Consider the following 24556-nt stretch of genomic DNA (forward strand, 5'->3'; position numbering starts at 1 on the left):
TCAAATGCAAAAGGGCTTGAACCACCGGTTCAAGCCCTTTTTGATTGGGTGTTCAGTCAATCTGAATTAACTGTAAATCAACCTGGAGAACTCAGGCAAGCAACCACCTGCAAGAATCACCAACTTCTGACTACTCCTATTGATTACCTACTAACGAAGCCCTTCCAAAGCACTTTTTATCGTCATCCTGAAGGTCCCTTTGGATTCCCCATTTTGTTATCCTGAAAGGATCTTGTGGGCCAGCGGTAGTAATGCTAGTTCAGCGCCGGCCTGTTTCGCCCAAAAAATCCTTTACAGCATAACCTACAAGTGACTAGCCATTCAACGGTATCCAGCCTTACCCGTTTCCGGGCTGATTTTTCAGAATCAGCCCGGAAATAAGCATGGGTTATGAAGGCGTAGCAGTCTTCAGGAACTGGGGCGCCTTGCGGTTCTGCGAGACCTGCTCGTAGGCGTAGGCGATGGCCAGCAACTGAGGCTCTGAGTACGCTCTCCCGAAGAACGAGAGCCCGATAGGAAGGCCCTGCACCTGGCCCATGGGCACCGTGATGTGCGGGTATCCCGAAAGGGCCGCCGGGGTAGACAACCCGTACCCCGTGAAGGAATCGCCGTTCACCAGGTCAATGCACCACGATGGGCCGTAGGTAGGTCCGGTAATGGCGTCCAGTTTGTTGTCCTGCATGATCTTGTCAATGGCGGCCCGCGAACCAGGTACCTGCTTGGCCAGCGCCTCCTTGTATTCCTTGGTGTTCAGGTCGCCCAGTTTATCAGACATTTCCAGGATTTCCTGCTTAAAGAAAGGCATGGACTCAGCGGCGTGCTGCTTGTTGTATTCAATCACGTCGCGGAGCGATTTCACCCGGGCGTTGGCAGAAGCCAGGTACTTGTTCACGCCGTCTTTGAACTCATATTGCAGAATCTTGAAGCTGCTGCCAGACACTTCCCTTATTTTCTTCACCACTTCCACTTCCACAATGGTAGCGCCTTTGCTCTTGAGCTGGTCCAACGCTTTCTGCAGGAGGGCGTCAATGGCCACGTGGCCCTGCATGAACGACTTCTCCACGCCAATGCGCTTGCCCTGCAGGGCGTTGGCATCCAGAAACCGGGTGTAGTCCTGGTGCGCCTTGCCTGAGCTTTCCTTGGTGACGGCATCGGCGGGGTCTACGCCGGCCAGCACACCCAGGAGAACGGCGGCATCGGTCACCGTTCTGGCAAGGGGTCCGGCGGTGTCCTGCGTGTGGGAGATGGGGATAATGCCCGTACGGCTCACCAGGCCAACGGTGGGTTTGAGACCCACCACACCGCTCACCGCCGCCGGGCACACAATAGAGCCGTTGGTCTCGGTGCCCACTGTTACGGCGCACAGGTTAGCCGACACGGCTACCCCGGAGCCCGAGCTGGAGCCGCAGGGCGTGCGGTCCAGTACGTAGGCATTGCGGGTCTGGCCGCCGCGGCCGCTCCAGCCGCTGGAGGAGTTGGTGGACCGGAAATTGGCCCATTCGCTCAGGTTGGTCTTCCCGATGATCACCGCCCCGGCGTTGCGCAGCTGCGTGACAATGAAGGCATCTTTGGCCGCTTTGTTGTCGGCCAGGGCCAGGGCGCCGGCCGAGGTAGACATTTTATCGTGGGTGTCAATGTTGTCCTTGACCATGACCGGAATGCCGTGCAGCGGCCCGCGTACCTTGCCTGCTTTGCGTTCCTGGTCCAGGGCCTCGGCAATCTGCAGGGCGTCTGGGTTCACCTCAATCACCGATTTCAGCTTGGGTCCGCTCTGGTCCACTGCCTGGATGCGATCCAGGTACAGCTGCGTGATGGCTTTTGAAGTGAGTTCCCCAGACTGCATTTTGCGCTGTAGTTCCTGAATGGTCACCTCGTTCAGCTGAAACTCCGTGGGCGAAGCATTGGCAGCGGTGGCCGGCGTAGGGGCCGGGGCGGTGTCCTGGTTGGGTGGGGTGGCAGAAGTAGTAGGGGCGGTGGCGCAGGCCCCCAGGCCTAAGGCCGAAACGGTGATGCCGGCCAGAGAGCCTGTTCGTAAGAAGTTGCGTCTGTTCATTCGTATGGATTTTGTAGAAAGATACTCTAAAGCGGCAGAAAATAAAATGCCTTTTGGGCCCCTTTTTCCCGATTTAAGGCAAAACCGGCGGCAGGGGAACGCACCCTGGCATGGGATAATTGGAACAGAACCAATAGATTTACCCCTGTAACCACGCACCGCCCATGAAACATCTGCTGCCCCTGCTGCTTTCCTTGCTCTTCACCCTGGTGTTGTCCTCCCACGCCCAGGACCGCAAACGAGTGCGCGACTACGGCATCAGGATTGGGGTGCTGCCCACCGGCCCTCTCAACGCCCTCACCGATGTGGCCGGCGTGCGGGTGGGGCAGGTGACCCTGGTGAAAGGCGACCACGTGAGGACCGGCGTAACAGCCATTCTGCCGCACGGCGGCAACCTGTTCCAGGAGAAAGTACCGGCCGCCGTGTTCGTGGGCAACGGGTTTGGCAAACTGGCCGGCAGTACGCAGGTGCAGGAACTGGGCAACCTGGAAACGCCCATCATCCTCACTAACACCCTAAGCGTGGGCACCGCCATGAACGCCGTGGTAGACTACACGCTGCGGCAGCCCGGCAACGAGCGGGTGCAGTCGGTGAACGCGCTGGTGGGCGAGACCAACGACGGCGGCCTCAACGACATCAGGGGGCGGCACGTCACGGAGCAGCACGTGGTGGAGGCTATCAGGAGCGCCAAGGCGGGTCCGGTGGAAGAGGGAAACGTGGGCGCCGGCACGGGCACCATCTGCTTCGGGTTTAAGGGCGGGGTGGGCACTTCTTCCCGCAAGTTGCCGGCGGCTTTGGGCGGGTACACCGTGGGCGTGCTGGTGCAGACCAACTTCGGCGGCGCGCTACAGGTAGCCGGGGTGCCGGTGGGCGAGGCCCTGGAACGGTTCTCCTTCCGGCAGCAGATCCTGGAAAAGGCCGATGGCTCCTGCATGATTGTGGTGGCCACCGATGCGCCCGTGGAAGCCCGCAACCTGGAGCGCATGGCCAGCCGGGCCATGCTGGGACTGGGCAAAACCGGCGGCATTGTCTCTAACGGCAGCGGCGATTACGTGATCGCGTTTTCCACCCACCCGGGCCTGCGGGTTCCGTATGAAAGCAAGGAAAGGACCCAGACCACCACGTACCTGCGCAATGATGACATGTCGCCTTTGTTCATGGCCACCATTGAAGCCACCGAAGAAGCCATCCTGAACGCCCTGTTCAAAGCCCAGACCACCGTGGGCTATCACAAGACCCGGGTGGAGGCGCTGCCGTTGGAGAAAACCTTAGACCTCTTAAAGAAACACCATGTTATCAGACCATAACACCTTTGCTTTTCTGAACGATGATTTCCTGCCGCTGGAGGGCGCCTTTCTGCACGTGAGCGACCTGGCCATCCAGCGCGGCTACGGCGTGTTTGATTTTTTCAAGGTGCAGGAAAACCAGCCCCTGTTCCTGGACCAATACCTGAACCGCTTCTATGGTTCTGCCCTGCTCATGGACCTGGAGGTGCCCTTGACGGAGGAGGCCCTAAAGGCTACTATTGAGCGCCTGATCCAGATGAACGGGCTGCCCGAGTCGGGTATCAAGATGATTCTCACGGGCGGGTACTCGGCCAACGGTTACGAGCCGGCCGCGCCCAACCTTATCATCACGCAGCAGCCCCTGACCCTGCCCAGCCCCGAGCAGATTGACGCCGGCCTCAGGATCATCACCCACGACTACGTGCGTGAGCTGCCCCGGGCCAAAACCATCAACTACTCCATGGGCATCCGGCTGCTGCAGCAGGTGAAAGCCCAGCAGGCCGATGATGTGCTGTACCACCGCGGGGGCGTGGTCACCGAGTTTCCGCGTAGCAACTTTTTCCTGGTCACGAAGGACCACACGGTGCTCACCCCAGACAAAGATGTGTTGCTGGGCGTCACCCGCCGCAATGTGCTGGAACTGGCCGGCCGGCATTACCAGATGCAGGAAGGCACCGTTACCCTGGAGGACATCGGGCGGGCCCGGGAAGCCTTCATGACCAGTACCACCAAGCGGGTGCTGCCCATTGTGCAGGTGAACGGTGCCCCAGTGGGCACCGGCAAGCCCGGCCCGGTCACCATGCACCTGTTGCAGGAACTTCGGGCTTTGGAAGAGGCCCAGCTAAAGGCCAAACCAGACTAATCTCGCCAAACGGCCATAAAGGCAGCGTCCCCGTTTTGGGGCAGATTCCGTAAAATCTGCCCCAAAACGGGGACGCTGCTTTCAAAGGTACCCTAGCTTTCTGCTGGAAGCGGCGGCTTAGGAGTCTTTCTTTTTCACCGCCTGCACGATGGCCTCCAGGGCGGGCTTAGGCTGGTAGTTGCGGTCAAAGATGAGTGGGTAGCTGGTTCGGCCTTTGATGGGCCAGTTGTTCAGCCAGGAGTCTCCGTCGGTCACGCCCCAGAACGTCACCCGGCTGATCTTGTCGCGGTGCTTGTGGAACAGGGCGAAAATCTCGGCGTAGCGCCGGGCCAGTTTCTGCTGCACCTCGTTGGGCAGGCCTTTGGTGTAGATATTGTATTTCTGGTCAAAGTCAAAGGTGGCGTCAATGTCTGCGCCCTGGCGGTTGCTGGGGTTGGGCAGCACGTCAATGTCCAGCTCGGTAATCATCACTTTGCCCAGGGCCGAGAACTTCACGATGCTTTCCTCAATCTGCTGGATGGAGGGATGCTCCAGACCCCAGTGGCCCTGCATGCCAATACCGGTTACTTTCAGCCCTTTGTCCTGCAGGCTTTTCACCAGTTTGATGGCGCCGTCGCGCTTGGCGGGTTTCCACATGTTGTAGTCATTGTAGTAGAGCTCGGCCTTGGGGTCTGCCTTCTGGGCGGCCTCAAAGGCTTTGGCCAGGTACTCCTCGCCGGTGATCTGGTACCATTTGCTGTTTCGCAGGGTGCCGTCATCGTTCAGGGCTTCGTTCACCACGTCCCAGCCGTTGATCTGGCCTTTGTAGCGGCCGGCCACCGCCGCAATGTGGTCCTGCATGCGCTTGAGGAGCTGCTCTTTGCTGGCGGCCTTTCCGGCGCCGTCTTCAAACACCCAGTTGGGGGTTTGCTGGTGCCACACCAGGGTATGCCCCACAATAAACTGCTTGTGCTTCTTGCCCAGGGCCACGTACGCATCGGCGGGCTTGTAGTTGAACGTTTCGGGCTGCGGGTGCACGCTTCCCCACTTCAGCAGGTTCTCCGGCGAGATGGTGTTGAAATGCTGGGCAATGATGGCCTCGGCTTTGGGGTCCTGGCCCATGGCCTGCCGGTGGTTGAGCGCCGCCCCCACGTGGAAATCATTCTTGAACACCGATTTCAACGAGGTCTCGGCGGGCAGGTTGGTGCTGGCCACCGAGCCTAAGGTAGCCAACGCCACGCCGGCTGCTACCAGAATTCTGTTCTTTCTCATACTAGAAGGTACTTATCAGTTTTATAGATGAAGCGAAGGAGCAAACAGCCGTACCGCGGCGTCTAACTTAAAATCATGATTATAGGTGACGGTAGTACCTGGCCAACCTGAGTAACTCGATATGACTGGGAGTACCAAGTCAACGGAAAGGCATCTATCCTGTTTTAGGCCTGCTTTTACAAAACAAGCAGGTTTCTGGTTTGCCGGGCCCATCAGGAGCGAAGCGGGAAAACCGCCTGAAAAGCGGCTTTCAACCTGCACGTCTTTTGGCTCTAGTTCCCAGAAAACAGCCCGGAAACGGCCTTGCCAGGTTTCGTACCAGCCACCCCTTCCGCAGAAGGGGCGGCTGGCATAGATTAAAACCCGATGGAGTTTCCGCCGTCTACCGGCAGCACGGTGCCGGTTACGTATTTGGCGCCTTCGGTGGCGTAGAAGTACACGGCTTCGGCCACATCGGCCGGCGTACCGAATTCGCCCATGGGCGTCCGGCCCAGGGCCTTGTTCATGCGCTCGGGGTCGCTCTCCATGGCTTTCGCCGACATGGCCGTTTTGATGAAGCCCGGGGCCACGCAATTAATCCGGATGCCCATGGGCGACAGTTCGGTGGCCATGGCTTTGGTCATGCCCTCAATGCCGGCTTTGGAGGCGGTGTAGGAAATTACTTTGGGGATGCCGTACTGTGAGGCCATGGAACTGATGTTGATGATGCTGCCCTGCCCGTGCGGGAGCATGGCTTTCACCACCTCGCGGCTCATCACAAACACAGAGGTAAGGTTGGTACGGATGATGCGCTCAAAGTCCTCATCGGTTACCTCTACAAACGGCTTTTTCTGGTTGATGCCGGCATTGTTGACCAGCACATCAATCTGGCCATGCTCCTGCACGATGCTTTCCACCAGGGCGGGAATGCCGGCCAGGTTACTTAAATCAAAGGAAATGGTATGGCATAGCTCCCCAAAGGTGTCTTTGGCGCTTTGTAGCTTCTGCTCGTCGCGGCCAATGACAATGGTTTTGACGTTCTGCTGGATAAATTTCTCTACAATGGCCAGGCCGATGCCGGAGGCACCGCCCGTGACAATGGCTACTTTGGCGGAGGAAGTGGTTGGTTGACTCATGGGTATGGGTTAATTCTAATTAAATACCGGGCACAAACTTAGGGTCTAAGCTCATGTAATATTCCAAGGTATTGGCCGGTTTTTCAAGTTCTTGTGGAATTGGTCTTTTTGAAAAAGTCTGGAAGTACAGCAGGCACGCATCGCGCCACATCTTGGCGTCCTGCTCCTGCATGGTCAGCAGCATCTGCACCTGCTTGAATCTTTCCTTATCTACCTTGCCTTGCTGGGTATTCCAGGTTTTCTGCATGGCCCTCACGGAGTCCACGCCGCCGCTGTAGCGGTAGCACAGCTCATTCCAGAGGGTTCTGCCCGACTTGGTTTTGTAGTCCCAGGGCAAGTGGTGGAACCACAGCAGGAACTCCTCCGGGCAGGTAGCGGGGTTACCCCATTGGGCCTGTATATCCGGGGCGTACTGGGCCAGCGCGTTGCTGCCGGTCTTGGTGCGGTCAAAGCCAATGCCTTTCTCGGTGGCCCGGTGGTAGTACACCGAGGTCCAGTCGGCGCGGGGCTTGTCTTTGATCCAGGGGCCCGGGCCGTAATGGTGGTCCCAGCCCATGATGTGGTGCAAGCCCAGCGGGGTCATGTAGTTCACCACCGTTTCGCGGGAGCCCATCATCATGTTCTTCACCTGTGCCACAAACCCCGGGTCATGCGAGAAGGTCATCTTGATCCACTCCTCGGCAATCTCCTCTGAGGTGAGGCTGTGGTCCCAGGCCAGGCGACCGAAGGCGTACCAGTTGGCCTGCCCAAAGGGGTGGCTGGTCCAGTTGCGGTCATTGCCGATGTTGGACACGCCCGCCATGCCGGTGAGCGAGTAGTTGTGCAGGCTGCCGTCTATCACTTTGGCTACGGTAGAGCCTTTGCCGTTGGCGTAGGTGTCGGCGGCCAGGGTTTCTTTGAACATGGGCGCCAGGTAGGCGAGATTGGTGCCCTGGCCCAGGTACTCCTGCGTAATCTGGAACTCCATCATGAGCGGAGTCTTGGGCATGGCGCCAAACAGGGGGTGGAACGGCTCGCGGGGCTGAAAGTCAATGGCGCCGTTCTTCACCTGCACCATCACGTTTTGCTTAAAGGTGCCATCCAGGGGCTTGAACTCGGTGTAGGCTTGCTTGGCGCGGTCCTCGGGCACGTTGTTGTCATACACAAAGGCGCGCCACATCACAATGCCGCCCTTGGGGGCCAGGGCCTGGGCCAGCAGGTTGGCGCCATCGGCGTGCGAGCGGTTGTAGTTCTGCGGGCCGGGCTGGCCTTCAGAATTGGCCTTCACCAGGAAACCCCCGAAATCTGGGATGTAGCGGTAGATTTCGTCTACCTTGTTCTTCCACCAGGCAATCACCTCGGGGTTCAAGGGGTCGGCGGTTTTCAGCTTGCCAATCTCAATGGGGGAACTGAAGCGGGCAGTGAGGTATACTCTGATGCCGTAGGGCCGGAACGTGTCGGCAAGGGCTTTTACTTTTCTCAGGTAGTCTGGGGTAAGCACCAGCGAGTTGGCGTTCACGTTGGTGAGAACGGTACCGTTAATCCCGATGGAGGCGTTGGCCCGGGCGTAGTCCAGGTAGCGCTGGTCAATGTATTGGGGCAGTTTGTGCCAGTCCCACAGGGAGAAACCGGCGTAACCGCGCTCCACGGTGCGGTCCAGGTTGTCCCAGTGGTTCAGGATGCGGTGCTGCACCTTGGGGCTGTTGCTCACCTGCAGGTTGCTGATGTCTTGCTGGGTTTGCAGGAGCCGCAGCAGGTGGAAGGAGCCGTAGAGCACCCCCAGGTCTGTGTTGGCGGCAATGACCGTGTACTTTTTGCCCCCGGCTTTCTTAGAGACCAGCACATAGCCCTCCTTGCCCACCTTCTGCAGGTCGGCCTCCAGGTTCAGGCCCTTGATCAGGGCGGAAGAGGCAGGCGTGCCCGCCACCAGAATTTCTTTCTTGCGGGAGTTCTCAGTAATGGTAACTGGCTGGCCTAACAATCCGCCCAGGGCCGTCTGCAGTTCTTCCTTTACCACCGTGAGGGTGGGGGAGGAGCCCTGCACCATCACCTCGCCCAGACTTTGCCGGTACTGTTTCAGGTGGTTCTTACTGGGCAACTGGTCATAGCGCTGCCACAGCCGGTAGCCGTCCTCGGCCCGGGTGGTCAGTTGCAGCGAAAGCAAGGCAGTCAGCAGAAGCAGACTCAGGAATGATTTCGTACGGATCATGTTTGTCATATCTGGTTCAGGGTGTGGGGGATTTGTCTGCCCGCAGGGCCAGGACAAGGGTGACGCGTTTTAGGGCCCTTTTCAGAAAAAAGGCCCTAAAACAGGCGGAATAGGTGGTGGGGAGCGTAAAGGTTTTGCATGGGCGCGGTGGCGAGGCGTGAAGGCCGGTTAAAGCAGTAACGGTTTCTTTTTGGCCAGCACCTTGCCCCTCAGGGAAGACTCCCGAATGATCAGGTCTGACCTGAGGTTGATGGTGTTGCTGGGAATACCCTCCGTGGAGCCGTTTATCTGCATCAGGAGCACCTTCAGGGCCACTTCGCCCATTTCCTGGCCGGGGTAGTTGATGGTGGTTAGGTTGGGCTCCACCACCCGCGAGGTAAGGTCATTGTTAAACCCGATGATGGCCATGTCCCGGGGAATGGAGATGCCCGCCTGCTTCAGGGTTTTCAGGCAGCTCACGGCACAGGTGTCATTGGAGACGAAGATGCCGTCGGGCAAGGGATCCATGGCCAGGATCTGCTCGGCGGCCTGTCTGCCGGCTTCCTCCGTCATCTGGCCGGTGAGCACGTTGCATTCGGTAAACGGCAGGTTATGGTCTATGAGCGCGTACTTGTACCCTTTGAGGCGGTCTGCGTAGACGTTGCGCTTCAGGTTTCCGGTGATGTGCACAATGTTGGAACAGCCTTGCTCAATGAGGTGCGAGGTGGCCTTGTACGCCGCCTGCAGGTTGTCTATGACAATGCTGGTGCAGTCTTTATGCTCTGCCACCCGGTCATAGAAAATCACCGGAATTCCCTTGCTGATGAACCGCTCAAAATGGTCCAGGTTCTCGGTCTCAAAGGAAAGCGACACCAGCAGCCCGTCTACCCGGCTGTCAAACATGGTCTTGGCGTTGGCAATCTCCTTCTGTACGGTTTCCAGCGACTGGCTGATGATGAGGTTATAGCCTTCCTCGTTGGCGATCTTCTCCATGCCGGCAATGGCGGAGGAGTGGAACGGGCTGTCCAGCCGGGGCACGATCAGCCCGATGGTATTGGTGCGCTGCTTCCGGAGGTTGCTGGCGAACAGGTTAGACCGGTACCCCATCTGGGCCGCCGCCTCAGAGATGCGCTGCTTGGTTTTCTGGTTCACCGCTGGGTGGTCATTCAGGGCCCGGCTGATGGTAGTGGGAGACAGGTCAAGCTCCCGCGCTATGTCATATATCGTAATGTCCTTCTCCATGCTGGTGCGGTCCGTCTAGGTAAAAGTATGCAATCGGTTTCAGTTGTTAAAAAGTTAACTGTCTTTTATTATAAGAAAATCCCGATAGAAGCAGTTCCGGGTGCGTCAGTTTTTTAGCAATTTTTCAAAAAGGGGCCTGAAAACAGCAGGTTCTTGCCCCTGAGCAGAAACCTTTTAGACCTTTTTGGAGTAGCGTTGCTCTAAAATGACGTACATGTGCCATAAAATTAGGTAAGTTTCACAAATTTCAAAAACAGGGACCTTGTTTCTGCTATTTATTTTGAAAATATGTATGAAATCGGTTGTAATATTTAAAAATAATATACAAGTTTGTAGAGTCAATAAGCACCCTTGAAGGGGTGTTTGTAAGCCCAGTGCAATTAAAACTAGGAAATTAGACCAGTTTTGCCCCAAAAACTTGCTTCTGTCCTGTACGGGCAGGCAGGGTGGTAAGATTTGAGGATTGAAATTTTGGCAAAAAAACATTGCCTCAAGTTGCAAAGACGGGCTGGCCCTGAGCATTGGATTACTTGTGGCAGGAAAGTTTAAGAGGCTGAAAACGGAAAGCGAGCGGCCGGGCCTTGAAAGAAGGATTTAACAATCACCCATATACTAACCACTTAACCTCTTACTAGCACTACACTTCAAATCAATTTATGTATGAAAGGTAATCTTACCCAAAACCCCAGGTCTTCGATTTCCCTGCTACGGAAGTCGGGAACCATGAAACTGGCCTTGATGCTGGTTGTTGCCCTCCTGGCTAGTTTGCAGTCCTTTGCCCAAGGCAATGTGACGGTGACCGGCCGGGTTACTGATAACGCTGGGACCGGTTTGCCAGGTGTTACCGTGCTCCTGAAGGGAACTTCAACCGCGGCTCCCACAGACGTGGAAGGAAACTACTCTATCTCCGTGCCTTCTGCCACGGGTACCCTGGTGTTCTCTTACATTGGTTTCCTGCCGCAAGAGGTTCCTATCAATGGCAGAACTACCGTCAACGTTACGCTGGCCTCAGACCAGCAGACCCTTGATGAGGTGGTGGTGATTGGCTACGGTACTCAGAAAGCAGAAGCGGTAACCGGTTCTGTGGCCTCTATCAATGGCGATGCCTTGCGGGAGGTGCCTTCTGCGAATATCTCCCAAGCCTTGCAAGGCCGCTTGCCAGGCGTGGAATTTGCGCAGTCATCGTCGCAGCCAGGGGCCGCTACCCAAATTCGGATTAGGGGTACTCGCTCGCTTTCGGCCAGCAATGACCCCCTGATTGTATTGGATGGTATTCCCTTCCCAGGGTCTATTGGCGATATAAACCCAAATGATATCCAGAGTGTGGACATCTTGAAAGATGCCTCTGCCACTGCTATCTACGGTTCACGTGGTGCCAACGGGGTGGTGTTGATTACTACCAAGGGAGGTAGAGCAGGTCAGAAGCCACAGTTAAGCTATAATACCTTTGTTGGGGCTAAAACAATCTTCTCTAAATACGACATGATGAGCGGCCCAGAACTGGCTGCGCTTCGCAAAGCTTCAGGTTACCAAGGCCAGGGTGCTGATGAATCCAATGATGTGGATACTGATTGGCAGGACATGTTTTACAAAACAGGTATGACCATGAGCCATGATTTGGGCGTTTCTGGAGGTACTGAAGGTGGCCGCTACAACTTCAACGCAGGTTACTACAATGAGCAAGGGGTAATTCCTACGCAGGAGTATACCCGTTACTCAGTGCGTGGTACCCTGGATCAAGGTATTGGGAAGCATGTCCGCTTAGGATTCACGACAAACAACAACTACAGCCTCTCCCAAGGTTCTAACGTGGGCTTGTATGGTATCCTGAGTTTATCGCCTCTTGCCAACCCCTACAATGCAGACGGCACCCTGAAACGGGTAATCCAAATGCCGCAAGATCAACAATGGCTCTACACAAGAGATATTGTTGAGGATCTGAAAGATAGCTGGTTGAGCCAAACAAGATCCTTGTCTTCTTACAATACCGTATTTGGCGAATTGCAGATTCCGGGGGTAGATGGCCTGAAATACAGAGTTAACTTGGGGGTTAACTACCGCCAGAGCCAAGGTGGTGCCTATACAGGTCCGGGCATTAACAATGCTGTTGCTACAACTCCTTCAACGGCCTCTGTCAGCAACCAGGTGACTACTGACTGGACCATTGAGAACTTATTAACGTATGACCGTACCTTTGCTAATAAGCACAATATCAATGTTGTAGGTTTATACTCTGCCTCAGATACCAGATTCAACAGGTCACGGGTTGCGGCCAGGGACATTCCAGCGGATGCTTTCCAGTTCTACAACCTGGGTCTGGCCGCAGGTGAGATCACTGTTAATCCAAATGATCAGCAATATTGGAAAAGCGGTTTGATGTCATGGATGGGTCGGGCGATGTATTCGTATGATGATCGGTACATGATTACTGCTACTGTTCGCTCTGATGCTTCTTCCAGGTTAGCACCAGGTTATAAATGGCATACCTATCCAGCGGTTTCACTAGGTTGGAATGTGGCCAGAGAGTCTTTCATGCAAAGTGTCTCAGCTATCAACATGTTGAAACTGCGTGTTGGGTACGGAAGAACTTCCAATCAATCAATTGCCCCATATGCCACTCTAGGGTTGTTGAATTCCAGACCATACAACTTTGGTCCTTCCAATTACCAAACCGGTTTATATGTGAGCCAACTTCCAAACCCAAGATTAGGATGGGAGTTTTCTAAAACCTGGAACTATGGTTTAGACTTTGCAGTGTTGAACAACCGTTTATCAGGTACTCTTGAGTACTACATTACAAAGACTGAAGATATTTTGTTAGGAGTTCCATTGCCTTATACCTCTGGTGTGGACAGCTATACAGCCAACATTGGTGCCACCCAAAACAAGGGTATTGAGTTATCCCTTAATGGGGTGATCTTGGATAACCTGAACGGCTGGACTTGGGAAGCAGGGCTTAATATGTATGGCAACCGCAACAAAATCGTTTCACTTGTTGGCGAAAACCCTAGAGATGAAACCAACTGGTGGTTTGTGGGCCACCCAATCAATGTCATCTACGACTACGAAAAAATTGGCCTGTGGCAAGAAGAAGATCCGTACCGCAACATCCTGGAGCCTGGTGGAAATGCAGGTATGATCAAAGTGAGATATACCGGTGAATACAATGCAGATGGTACTCCAACCAGAGCTATTGGTGCTCAAGACCGTCAGATTTTGGATGTGAATCCTAAATTCCAAGGAGGTTTCAATACTCGGGTTTCTTACAAAGGATTTGACCTGAGTGCAGTAGGTGCCTTCCAGAATGGTGGTATCCTTATCAGCACCCTGTACGGGTCATCAGGCTACCTAAATATGTTGACCGGACGCAGAGGCAACGTGAAAGTAGATTACTGGACTCCAGAGAACACAGATGCAAAGTATCCAAAGCCTGGGGGTATCATGAGCGGCGATAATCCAAAATATGGTAGCACCCTTGGTTACTTTGACGCTTCTTATCTGAAAGTACGCACCATCTCTCTGGGCTACAATTTTGATAACAATGCCTGGTTGAAAGGCGTGGGTGTGAACAGACTGAGACTTTATGTAACTGCACAAAACCCATTTGTGCTGTTCTCTCCATACCACAAAGAATCTGGCATGGATCCTGAAACTAACTCTTATGCTAATGAAAATGCAGCAGTAACGGATGCCTACAGAGCAAGACTGCTAACAATAGGTACTAACGCACCTGCCACTCGCAGCTACTTAGTAGGCTTAAATGTTACATTCTAAAGAAGAGAAAAATGAAAAGGTTTAAATTAAAATTTTTAATAGGAGCAGCCGTAATTTCCTTGTCCGCGGCTGGATGCTCTGATATCTTGGAGGAAGAACCTCGCAGTCTCTATACCCCTGATTACTTTCAAACAGAAAGAGGGGTATATGGAGGGTTAACTTCTATGTATGCCCATTTGCGTTACATATACGGTGACGCTTACTTCTACAACACTACCCTAACTGGTACCGATGAAGTGACCTACGGGAGAGATGCAGACGAAAACTTCTTAGTGATGGATTTGTCTGGCAGAGGAATAATCAACCCTACCAACAGCCGGGCAGACAGATTATGGACCAACGCATTCCCTAATATCAATACGGCAAGTGGTGTCATAGAAAATGCTACCGCGGTAGGAACCATTTCCCCGGCATTGATTGCAGAAGCTAGATTTTTCCGTGCCTTTGACTACTTCTTGCTAGTTCAAACCTTTGGTGGAGTACCACTGGATTTAGGAGCGGGAGAACTTAAATTCAACAGAAATCCGGTAAGAACATCTGTGCGCAACACCGTGCCAGAAGTGTACACCAAAGCCATTTTCCCAGATCTGCTGAAAGCGGTAGAAGATTTACCTACTACCAGCCGGGTGACTGGTTCTGTTACGAAAACTGTTGCTCGTCTGTACCTGGCGAAAGCATACCTGACTTATGCCTGGTGGCTTGAAAACCCGAATAATATTCCAACCTATCCTGAGGCCCCAAGAACTGACCCTGACGGACATAACGCCCAGTGGTATTTTCAGCAGGCCTATGACATTGCTACCTCTGCTATTGACAATCCGGGAGGATATGGGTTGCAGCCAACGTATTATGACGTAAACCTGGCCCAGAACGACAGAAATAAAGAGATTCTGCTGTACGCTGACCACACCGAAACCAGCGAGCTTTATAACGGTGGTAGCCTAACCTTCGGCAGCGGCGGGGCTCCTGATAACTTCGCCAGCTGGATGATGACCTGGAACTATACCTTGATCAGAAGCTACAATCCAGCGAACAATGTAGGATTTGCCTCCGTTGACCGGGAAGCGGCACAAGCGCTGGGGCGTCCTTGGACTCGTATGGCTCCAACCATTAATGCTATCAAGAATACCTTCGCAGATAAAGTCAATGATTCTAGGTATGACGGTACCTTCACTACTGTTTACCGTGGGAACTGGACAAAACAACCTGCCAACAGCACTATTGCGGTTGCTCTTAATGCGAATAACTTAGAGGTTAGACCAGGTGATGCCATCTTAACATTCCTGAACGAGGATCCAGCTACGCCAATTGCCTATCCTGCAGGTGCAGGTAGAAGCAACATTGGAGCTGGAGAAGTACCTGGTAGAGCAGATTATGTGATTGCCCCCAGTGGTATCAGCAGGATTGTTTATCCAGGCCTTTGGAAGATTGGTCCTTACCGTACAGACAACGGTACTGGATTAGGGCAGCCAAATGCCGGCAGTACACGCCCGTTCAACATCGCCAAATTCTCTGAACTGTATTTTATAGCGGCTGAGGCTGCCGTGAAAGGGGCTATTCCTTTACCAGGCAAATCTGCCAGAGATTTGATCAACGTGATCAGAGCGCGTGCGGGCAAGTGGCGTTGGGATAACAATGGGAATGCCGCTAAAGTAGAAGATAACAGTGCAGCCATGATTGCGGCCACTCCTGCCACCATTGACATCAACTATATCCTGGCTGAGCGTTCGCGCGAGTATTATGGTGAGGGTTACCGGTGGTATGATTTAGTGCGCACGCAGAAATGGAATGAGCTAGCATCTACTTACCAAATTGCTGGAACCGCTTTTGGAGACCATACTCCTGCAACGGTTACGCGGACCATTGAACCGCACCATTACCTGAGACCTATTCCTCAAGCTCAGATTGACCGTCTGGATATATCGGCAGCGGAAAAGGCTACCTATCAGAACCCAAAATATAATTAATTCGCAGTTGAAAGTACAGAGAGGATGGTATCCCAAACTCTTTGTACTTAACTGCACCATCATATGGGTTGTAGGTTGATCATCAACTGATGATACGTAGCAAAACGTAAAAGTAGGCGGCGAGTGGTAAATGGTTTACTTACTCGCCGCTTTACTTTTTTAAGGAAGCGGTTTTTGCCTGAAGGTTTCTCAGGTTTGCCCCATAAAAAATCAGTCCGTTTTCTGGCCATTTTCTTGAAATAACCAGAAAACCATGTGGCTTAACCATACAGGAGAGTTAGGTCATAATCAATGCCGTTGAAAGGAGATGATGAGAGTGCTGCTTCGCCAACAAACAGGACTTTGTTGCTCTTTTTCAATGCGCCAAAAGTTCTTTCCTTACATAAAGCTTAATTTATTTATGTCACTATTACAAAGCTGGAGATGGTACGGACCCAATGATCCGGTGACTCTGCAAGATGTGAAACAAGCCGGCGCTACCGGCATCGTCAGTGCCTTACACCACGTGCCGCACGGGGCCGTCTGGCCGCTGGAAGAAATTCAGGAGCGGAAACGCATCATTGAGGAAAGCGGCCTTACCTGGGCCGTAGTGGAGAGCGTGCCGGTGCACGAGGCCATCAAGACCCGCACCGGCGATTATGAGCAGTATTTAGAAAATTACCGCCAATCGTTGCGCAACCTGGCCGCCTGCGGCCTGAAGATTGTCTGCTACAACTTCATGCCGGTGCTGGACTGGACCAGAACCAACCTGGGCCTGGAGATGTGGAACGGGGCCAAGGCCCTCTACTTTGACTGGTCAGACCTGGCCGTTTTTGACCTGTTTATCTTAAAAAGGGAAGGGGCCGAGCAGGACTACGCCCCGGAAGTGGTGCAGCAAGCCAAGGACAGGTTCAGCTCCTATACCCAGCAGCAGCTGGACGAGTTGAGCGAGATCATCCGGATGGGCGTGCCCATGGAAGGCTACATTGAGCTGGAGCACTTAACCCAGAGCATTGAGATCTACAAGAACATTGGCCATGCCGGCCTGCGCGAGAACCTGGCGTACTTCCTGGAGTCGATTATGGACGTTTGTGAGGAAAACGGCCTTAAAATGACCATCCACCCAGATGATCCGCCCTATCCCATCCTGGGCCTGCCGCGCATCGCCTCTAACAAAGAAGACCTGGAGTTTATCCTGAACCGGGTAGACCGCGCGCCCAACGGCATCTGCTTCTGCACCGGTTCTTTGGGGGCCGGTCCGCACAACAACCCCGTGGAAATCCTCAAATCGGTGGGGCACCGGGTGTACTTCGCGCACCTGCGCAACGTGAAGAAAGACGCGCAGGGCAACTTCTTTGAGTCTGACCACCTGACCGGCGACGTGGACATGTACGGCGTCATGAAAGAACTGGTGGCCATAAACCGCGAGCGGCAGGAGCCCATTCCGTTCCGTCCGGACCACGGGCACCAGATGCTGGATGACCTGCACAAAGTCACCAACCCGGGGTACTCGGCCATTGGCCGTCTGCGGGGCCTGGCCGAACTGCGCGGTCTGGAAATGGGCATTGAGCGAACCCTGTACGGCAATAACTAGGCTGCTATGCAAAAAAGTACCCTTTCCCCAGCGGCGGCGGCCCGCAACCCGCAGCCTTCGCTCAGTACATTTCTGAACGAAGACTTTCTGCTGCACACAGAGGCCAGCAAGCGGCTGTACCATGGGTATGCCAAGGGGCTGCCCATCATAGATTACCACTGCCACCTCTCGCCGGAGGCCATTGCGCAGAACCAGAACTTCGCCAATCTCACCAGCATCTGGCTGGCCGGCGACCACTACAAGTGGCGGGCCCTGCGCACCCTGGGCATTGACGAGAAATACATCACCGGTAATGCCACCGACGAGGAGAAGTTCCTGAAGTGGGCCGGCGCGGTGCCTTACACGGTACGCAACCCCCTCTACCACTGGACCCACATGGAGCTCCATAACCCGTTTGGCGTGGACGAGCTGCTCACTGAACTAAACGCCCCGGAGGTGTACGCGCATTGTAACCAGCTGCTCCAGCAGCCGGAGTTCACCCCGCAGGGGCTCCTCACGCACTTTGGCGTGGAGATGGTGGGCACCACCGATGACCCGACGGATGACCTGGCGTTTCACCGGCAAATTTCCGAAAACGGCTTTAAAACAGAAGTACGGCCCTCTTTCCGGCCCGACAAGGTATTGAACCTGGCCGGCGGCAATGCCTTCCGGGACTACATTCGGTTGCTGGCCAGCGTCACCGGGGCTGAGATCTTCAACCTGGACAGCCTGCTGGAGGCCCTGGAGAACCGCGTCAACTACTTCCACGCGCACGGCTGCCGCATCTCAGACCACGGCCTCACCAGCCTGCCCCTGGGGCAAAAGTCTGTCCAGCAACTGAACAAGGTGTTTACCGATGTGCTGCAGGGCGATGACAAAGAGGCCGCCCAGTACCATGATGCCTTCGGCCGGTTCCTGCTGGTAGAGTTGGCGCGCATGTACTACCAGAAAGGCTGGGTGCAGCAATTCCACGTGGGGGCCATCCGGAACAACAATCACCGCATGCTGCAGGTGAACGGGCCCGACACTGGGTATGACTCCATCGGGGACTACCCGCAGATCCAGGCCATGGCCAGCTTCTTCAACCAGCTGGAGCAGGAGAACTGCCTCACCAAAACCATCATCTACAACCTCAACCCCGCCGACAACGCCGCTTTCGCCACCATGATCGGGAACTTCCAGGGCGGCGGCATCAAAGGCAAGATGCAGTTCGGCTCGGCCTGGTGGTTCCTGGACAACCTGGACGGCATGAAACAGCAGATGGACGCGCTCTCCAGCATGGGTCTCATCAGCTGCTTTGTGGGCATGCTCACCGATTCGCGCAGCTTCCTGTCATATTCCCGCCACGAGTATTTCCGGCGCTTGCTCTGCAACCTGCTGGGCGAGGACATGGAGCGCGGCCTGCTGCCCATGGACCTGCCCTGGATGGGGAAAATGGTGCAGGACATCTGTTATTACAACGCCAAAAACTACTTTCCATCTTAAAAGCCCCCCGTATGAGTAGTCTTACTTTCCTGAAAACGGCCCCAAAACGGCCCTATCGTAAAAAACTAGCCTGGAAGCCGCTTTTCCTGTTGCTGGCTGTGCTCACCTTTTCGCCGGCGGCCTTCGCCCTGGATGACGTAACGTATATATCGGGCCAGAAGAAGGGCAACGCCTTTCCACTGGCCGAAGCCGGTAAACCCGCGCCCTTCTTCGTCAGCGAGGCCGATTTCCCCGGGGTCATCAGGGCCCTGCGGGATCTGCAGGCCGATGTGCAGCGCGTGACCAAAGCCGAGCCCGCCCTGACGGTGGGCAAGAAGGCCCCCAAAGCCAAAACCCTGGTGCTGGTGGGCACGCTGGGCAAAAGCCCGCTCATTGACCAACTGGTGAAAAGCAAGAAGCTGGACGTGCAAGACCTGGCCGGCAAGTGGGAAACCTTTGTGGTGCAGACCGTGAAGAAACCCATGAAAGGCGTAGAAGAGGCCCTGGTGATTGTGGGCAGCGACAAGCGCGGCACCATCTACGGCATCTATGACGTGTCGCAGCAGATTGGCGTGTCGCCGTGGTACTGGTGGGCCGATGTGCCGGTTAAGCAGCAGCAGAACCTGTACGTGCAGGAAGGCCGCCACACCAAAGGCACTCCGGCCGTGAAATACCGCGGCATCTTCATCAACGACGAGGCCCCGGCACTTTCCAACTGGGCCAAAGAGCAGTTTGGCGGGTTCAACCACAAGTTCTACGAAAAGGTGTTTGAGCTGATCCTGCGCATGAAAGGCAATTACCTGTGGCCCGCCATGTGGGGCAGCGCCTTCAGCGACGATGACAAGCTCAACCCGCATACCGCCGATCTGTACGGTGTGGTGATGGGCACCTCGCACCACGAGCCGCTGGCGCGCGCCCACGACGAGTGGCGCCGCAACGGAGGCGGTCCGTGGAACTACAACACCAACGCCGAGAAGCTGCGCGAATTCTGGACCGGCGGCATTAAACGCATGAACGGCTTTGAGAACATCGTGACCGTGGGCATGCGCGGCGACGGCGACGAGCCCATGAGCGAGGAAAGCAACATCGGGCTGTTAGAGAAAATCGTGGCCGACCAGCGCAAGATCATCGCTGAGGTTACCGGCAAACCCGCTTCGCAAACCCCACAGCTTTGGGCCCTGTACAAAGAAGTGCAGGACTACTATGACAAAGGCATGCGCGTCCCTGATGACGTGACGTTGTTGCTGGCCGATGACAACTGGGGAAACATCCGCAAATTGCCAAAACCAGGCGAGAAACAGCACTCCGGCGGCTACGGCATCTACTACCACTTTGACTACGTGGGAGGCCCCCGTAATTACAAATGGCTCAACACGAACCCCATTCCCCGCATCTGGGAGCAGATGCACCTGGCCTACCAGCACAAAGCCGACCGCATCTGGATTGTGAACGTGGGCGACATCAAACCCATGGAGTTCCCCACCGAGTTCTTCCTGGACTACGCCTGGAATCCCGAGAAGTGGCCCGCCGAGCGCCTGGAGGAGTACACCCGCCTGTGGGCCGAGCGCCAGTTTGGACCCGAGCACGCTCCGGCTATCGCCCAGATGCTCTCTAAGTACGCCAAATACAACAGCCGCCGTAAGCCGGAGCTGCTGTCCCCGGACACCTACAGCCTCACCAACTACCAGGAGGCCGAACGGATTGTAGCCGAGTATAACCGCCTGGCCGAGGAAGCCGAGCGCCTCAACGCCGCCTTACCGGCCCAGTACCGCGATGCCTACTACCAACTGGTGCTGTTCCCCATCAAGGCCTGCGCCAACCTGAACGAACTGCACGTAACCACCGGCCGCAACCGCTGGTACGCCGCCCAGGGCCGTAACACCACCAATGACATGGCCGCCAAAGTGAAGCAGCTGTTTGAGAAAGACGCCGCCCTCACCGAGCATTTCCACAAGAACATTGCCGGCGGCAAATGGAACCACATGATGTCGCAGACGCACATCAGCTACACCTACTGGCAACAACCCGAAAAAGACGTGATGCCTGAGGTGAAGCAACTCACCCCACCCGCCGCCGCCGACATGGGCGTGGCTCTGGAGGGCTCTGCGCTGTGGTGGCCCCAGGCGAAGGAAACCGCCGTGTTGCCGCGCTTCTCGCGGTACGTGAACCAGGGCCATTACCTGGAGATCTTCAACCGGGGGCAGCAGCCTTTTGACTACACCATCCAGACCGGGGCGCCCTGGCTGAAGGTGTCGCAGGCAACCGGCACGGTGGCCAAAGAGCAGCGCATCTGGGTAAGCGTAGACTGGGCCAACGCGCCGGCCGGCGAGCAGCGGGCTCCCATCACCATTGTAGGCCCAAAGGGCAAGAAGGTGGTGGTGCAGGCCGTGCTTGAGCCTGCCTTGCCAGTGGCCGCCCAGCCCGAGGGCTTTGTGGAGAGCAACGGCTACGTTTCCATGGAGGCCGAGCATTTTACCCAGGCCGTGAACGGCAACGGGGTGCAGTGGCAGTTGATCCCAGATTTGGGCCGGACGGCTTCGGCCATGACCACGGTGCCGGTGACGGCTCCCAGCCAGACTCCCGGCGGCAACAGCCCGCACCTGCAGTACAAAGTGCATCTGCAAAAAGGCGGCGAGGTGAACGTGCAGGTAATGGTAGCGCCCACACTCAACTTCCACAACACGCAGGGCCTGCGGTACGCCATCTCCTTCAATGATGAAAAACCGCAGATCATCAACCTTCACACTAACACCTCGGAGCGGGAGTGGGGCAAGAACGTGGCCAATAACATTAACTTGACCATTTCTAAGCACCTCCTCAACAAACCCGGCGAGCACGTGCTGAAGTTCTGGATGGTAGACTCGGGCGTGGTCCTGCAGAAGATCGTGATTGACGCCGGCGGCCTGAAGCCCAGCTACCTGGGGCCGCCCGAAAGCGCTTACCAACCGGCCAAGCAAGTGAAGTAAAAGTGTTTCCGGCCTGTTTTCCCCAAAACAGGCCGGAAATGCCCCTTTTAGGGAGAGCCATCGCCCGAACGCCCTGCCAACGGGCAGGTCACGTTACCCGCGGCAGGTGCAGCCCCGGCCCTCCTTTCTTCTTTTTCCTTATGGTACTTGTTTCAGAGGAGTTTTCCTGAAAACGGGTCCAAAACAGAACTGATATCCACTGAGCGGCGCGCCCTCCGGCGAGCCCCTGCATCACGCTAACCATGACCAGAAAACTATCCTTCCTCCAGAAAACCTTCCTGCTCGGGGCTTTGCTGCTGACGTTTCTCTTTGTCCCGGCCCAGGCCCAGCAGCAGAAAAAGCTGTTCCAGAACCCCATCTTCCCAGGCTTTTACCCAGACCCCAGCATCTGCCGGGTAGGGGAGGACTACTACCTTATCCACTCCACCTTCGCGTACTTCCCAGGGGTGCCTATCTTCCACAGCAAAGACCTGGTGAACTGGACCCAGATTGGCAACATCCTGGACCGCCCGGAGCAGTTGAACCTGGACGGGCATGATGTGTCCCGGGGAATTTTCGCGCCCACCCTCTCGTACCACAACGGCACGTTCTACATGGTGACCACCCTCATTGACAAGGGCGGCAACTTTGTGGTGACGGCCACCAATCCGGCGGGGCCCTGGTCCAATCCGCACTGGCTGCCCAACGTGAACGGCATTGACCCCTCGCTCTTCCATGACGACGACGGCAAAACCTACGTGCTGTATAATTCTGATGCCCCAGACAACCAACCACTCTACAGCGGGCACCGCACCATCAGGATGTACGAACTGGACCTGAACACCATGAAAACCGTGGGCCCGCAGCACCTGCTGGTGAACGGCGGAGTGGACCTTTCCAAGAAGCCCGTCTGGATTGAGGGACCGCACATTTACAAGGTAAACGGGTACTACTACCTCATGGCCGCCGAGGGTGGAACCAGCGTGCAGCACTCAGAGGTCATCCTGCGCAGTAAATCGGTGACCGGGCCGTATGTGCCGTACGAGCAGAACCCCATCCTTACCCAGCGCCTCCTGCCGGCCAACCGACCTAATCCCGTGTCGGCCACCGGACACGCAGACCTGGTAGAGACCCAGAACGGCGAGTGGTGGGCCGTTTTCCTGGCCACCCGGCCGTACGACGGCCCAGAGGATCACTACAACACCGGGCGGGAGACGTTCCTGGCCCCCGTTACCTGGAAAGACGGCTGGCCCATCATCAACCCAGACCATGAACTGGTGCAGTACGCGTACCCGGTGCCTAACCTGCCTGCCCAGCCCAAGCCGGCGTTTCCGCTTACCGGAAACTTCACCTATCGCGAGGACTTCAAAGGCAGCTCCCTACCCATGTACTGGCTACAACTGCGCACGCCGCGCTCTACCTGGTATAGCCTGAGCCAACCGGCCGGCAAACTGACCCTGAACGTACGGCCCCAAAATTTCTCCCAGAAGGAGAACCTGTCGTTCATTGCCCGCCGGCAGCAACACGTGCGCGGCACCGCCAGCACCAAACTGGAGTTTGTGCCCCAGAAAGAAAATGAGTTCGCCGGCCTGGTGGCCTTCCAGAACAGTGAGCACCATTACGCGCTGGGCAAAACCTTGAAGGGCAATGCTCCCGTGGTGCGCCTGCTCAAGGCCGACAACACTGTGCTGGCGGAGAAAACCCTCACCCGCAAAGAAGCCAAAAAGCCGCTTTACCTCAAGGTAGCCTTCAACGGCGGAGCCTACTCCTTTTACTATGCCACCAAAGAAGGCAAGTGGCAGGTGCTGCAGGAGAATGTAGACGGCAAATACCTCAGTACCCGGGTAGCCGGGGGCTTTGTGGGCGTCACCCTGGGCATGTACGCCACCTCCAACGGGCAGCCGTCTACCAACCAAGCCGCCTTTGACTGGTTTGACTACGAAGGCAACGACGCCATCTTTGCGCCTGCCACCGTCCCGCAGGCACAATAATCCTGAAATATTACTGGATCAGCTATTGTTATTCTAGATTATAATTGTTAATTTAACACTTATTAACCCTCTTCCCTAACTAGCAACCCAAAACCTATCTATTATGAAGTTTTTCATTGACACCGCCAACCTGGCGCACATCAAAGAGGCCCATGATCTTGGCATTCTGGACGGCGTAACCACCAACCCCTCGCTCATGGCCAAGGAAGGCATCAAGGGCGAGCAGGCCACGCTGGACCATTACAAAGCCATCTGTGCGATAGTAGACGGGGACATCAGTGCCGAGGTGCTTTCCACTGATTTTGAGTCAATGGTGGAAGAGGGAAAAAGGCTGGCCGCGCTGCACCCCAACATTGTGGTGAAAGTGCCCATGATCAAAGACGGCCTGAAGGCGATCAAGTGGTTCACCGACAACGGCATTAAAACCAACTGCACCCTGGTGTTCTCGGCGGGGCAGGCCATCCTGGCGGCAAAGGCGGGTGCCACCTACGTTTCCCCGTTCCTGGGCCGCGTAGACGATATTGGCTGGGACGGCGTGCAGCTCATTGAGCAGATTGCCGCCATCTACGCCGTGCAGGGGTATGACACCCAGATCCTGGCGGCGTCTATCCGCAGTTCTATGCACATCGTGAAATGCGCCGAAGCCGGGGCGCACGTCTGTACCTGTCCGCTGGAGCCTATCCTGGGCCTGCTGAACCATCCCCTGACCGACAGTGGCCTGGCCAAGTTTGTGGCCGACGCCCGCAAAATGAGGGAAGTACTGGAGAACGCCTGATGTATTCTTACAGGCATAAAGGAAAAAGCAGAAAGGCAGCGGGTAGGGCGGTCACAGGCCCTGGTTGGGTCAGTGCCCCAAGGCTGCCTAGTCTGGTAAATTAGATAGAATC

Annotated in this window: 14 protein-coding genes; 9 read left to right on the forward strand and 5 right to left on the reverse strand. The window is 55.6% G+C overall.

All coding sequences use genetic code 11. The features are described 5' to 3' along the window. Positions 1–388: 388 nt before the first annotated feature. Positions 389–2053 (reverse strand): amidase, encoded by a 1665-nt coding sequence (locus JT718_RS10365; RefSeq protein WP_205502384.1) that lies wholly within the window; start codon positions 2051–2053, stop codon positions 389–391. Positions 2054–2217: 164 nt separating this feature from the next. Here JT718_RS10365 and JT718_RS10370 point away from each other — a divergent pair, with 164 nt between their 5' ends. After that, positions 2218–3360, forward strand: coding sequence for a DmpA family aminopeptidase (locus JT718_RS10370; protein WP_205502386.1), 1143 nt, complete (start codon positions 2218–2220; stop codon positions 3358–3360). Then, positions 3344–4201 (forward strand): aminotransferase class IV, encoded by an 858-nt coding sequence (locus JT718_RS10375; RefSeq protein ID WP_205502388.1) that lies wholly within the window; start codon positions 3344–3346, stop codon positions 4199–4201. Before JT718_RS10370 ends, JT718_RS10375 begins: the two co-directional genes overlap by 17 nt. Positions 4202–4318: 117 nt before the next feature. On the opposite strand, the gene JT718_RS10380 is transcribed toward JT718_RS10375, so the two are convergent. The 4 genes from JT718_RS10380 to JT718_RS10395 form a co-directional block, all read right to left on the reverse strand. Beyond that, on the reverse strand, positions 4319–5452 hold the full coding sequence (locus tag JT718_RS10380; protein WP_205502390.1) for an endo-1,4-beta-xylanase: 1134 nt from the start codon (positions 5450–5452) through the stop codon (positions 4319–4321). A 356-nt stretch (positions 5453–5808) separates the two neighbouring features. Continuing rightward, complete coding sequence (locus JT718_RS10385) at positions 5809–6567, reverse strand: SDR family NAD(P)-dependent oxidoreductase (protein WP_205502392.1); 759 nt, start codon at positions 6565–6567, stop codon at positions 5809–5811. A 19-nt stretch (positions 6568–6586) separates the two neighbouring features. Next, complete coding sequence (locus JT718_RS10390) at positions 6587–8755, reverse strand: alpha-glucuronidase family glycosyl hydrolase (RefSeq protein WP_205502394.1); 2169 nt, start codon at positions 8753–8755, stop codon at positions 6587–6589. A 168-nt stretch (positions 8756–8923) separates the two neighbouring features. Continuing rightward, entirely contained in the window at positions 8924–9976 is a 1053-nt protein-coding gene (locus JT718_RS10395) for a LacI family DNA-binding transcriptional regulator (RefSeq protein WP_205502397.1), read from the reverse strand. 660 nt (positions 9977–10636) lie between these two features. Here JT718_RS10395 and JT718_RS10400 point away from each other — a divergent pair. The 7 genes from JT718_RS10400 (at position 10637) to fsa (ending at position 24444) form a co-directional block, all read left to right on the forward strand. Further along, entirely contained in the window at positions 10637–13750 is a 3114-nt protein-coding gene (locus JT718_RS10400) for a SusC/RagA family TonB-linked outer membrane protein (RefSeq protein WP_205502399.1), read from the forward strand. Positions 13751–13761: 11 nt separating this feature from the next. Then, complete coding sequence (locus JT718_RS10405; protein WP_205502400.1) at positions 13762–15717, forward strand: RagB/SusD family nutrient uptake outer membrane protein; 1956 nt, start codon at positions 13762–13764, stop codon at positions 15715–15717. A gap of 400 nt (positions 15718–16117) precedes the next feature. Continuing rightward, complete coding sequence (gene uxuA / locus JT718_RS10410; RefSeq protein ID WP_205502402.1) at positions 16118–17290, forward strand: mannonate dehydratase; 1173 nt, start codon at positions 16118–16120, stop codon at positions 17288–17290. A 6-nt stretch (positions 17291–17296) separates the two neighbouring features. Continuing rightward, on the forward strand, positions 17297–18754 hold the full coding sequence (gene uxaC, locus JT718_RS10415) for a glucuronate isomerase (RefSeq protein ID WP_205502404.1): 1458 nt from the start codon (positions 17297–17299) through the stop codon (positions 18752–18754). 11 nt (positions 18755–18765) lie between these two features. Then, a complete protein-coding gene (locus JT718_RS10420; RefSeq protein ID WP_205502406.1) occupies positions 18766–21699 on the forward strand; it encodes a glycosyl hydrolase 115 family protein in 2934 nt (977 codons plus the stop codon). Positions 21700–21941: 242 nt separating this feature from the next. Next, positions 21942–23669 carry a glycoside hydrolase family 43 protein gene (locus JT718_RS10425; protein WP_205502408.1) on the forward strand — a complete coding sequence of 576 codons (1728 nt, stop codon included), beginning with the start codon at positions 21942–21944 and terminating at the stop codon, positions 23667–23669. A gap of 103 nt (positions 23670–23772) precedes the next feature. After that, a complete protein-coding gene (gene fsa / locus JT718_RS10430) occupies positions 23773–24444 on the forward strand; it encodes a fructose-6-phosphate aldolase (protein ID WP_205502410.1) in 672 nt (223 codons plus the stop codon). Positions 24445–24556 lie beyond the last annotated feature (112 nt).

Origin of the sequence: Rufibacter psychrotolerans (assembly GCF_016924645.1) — a bacterium.
GTDB lineage: Bacteria > Bacteroidota > Bacteroidia > Cytophagales > Hymenobacteraceae > Nibribacter > Nibribacter psychrotolerans.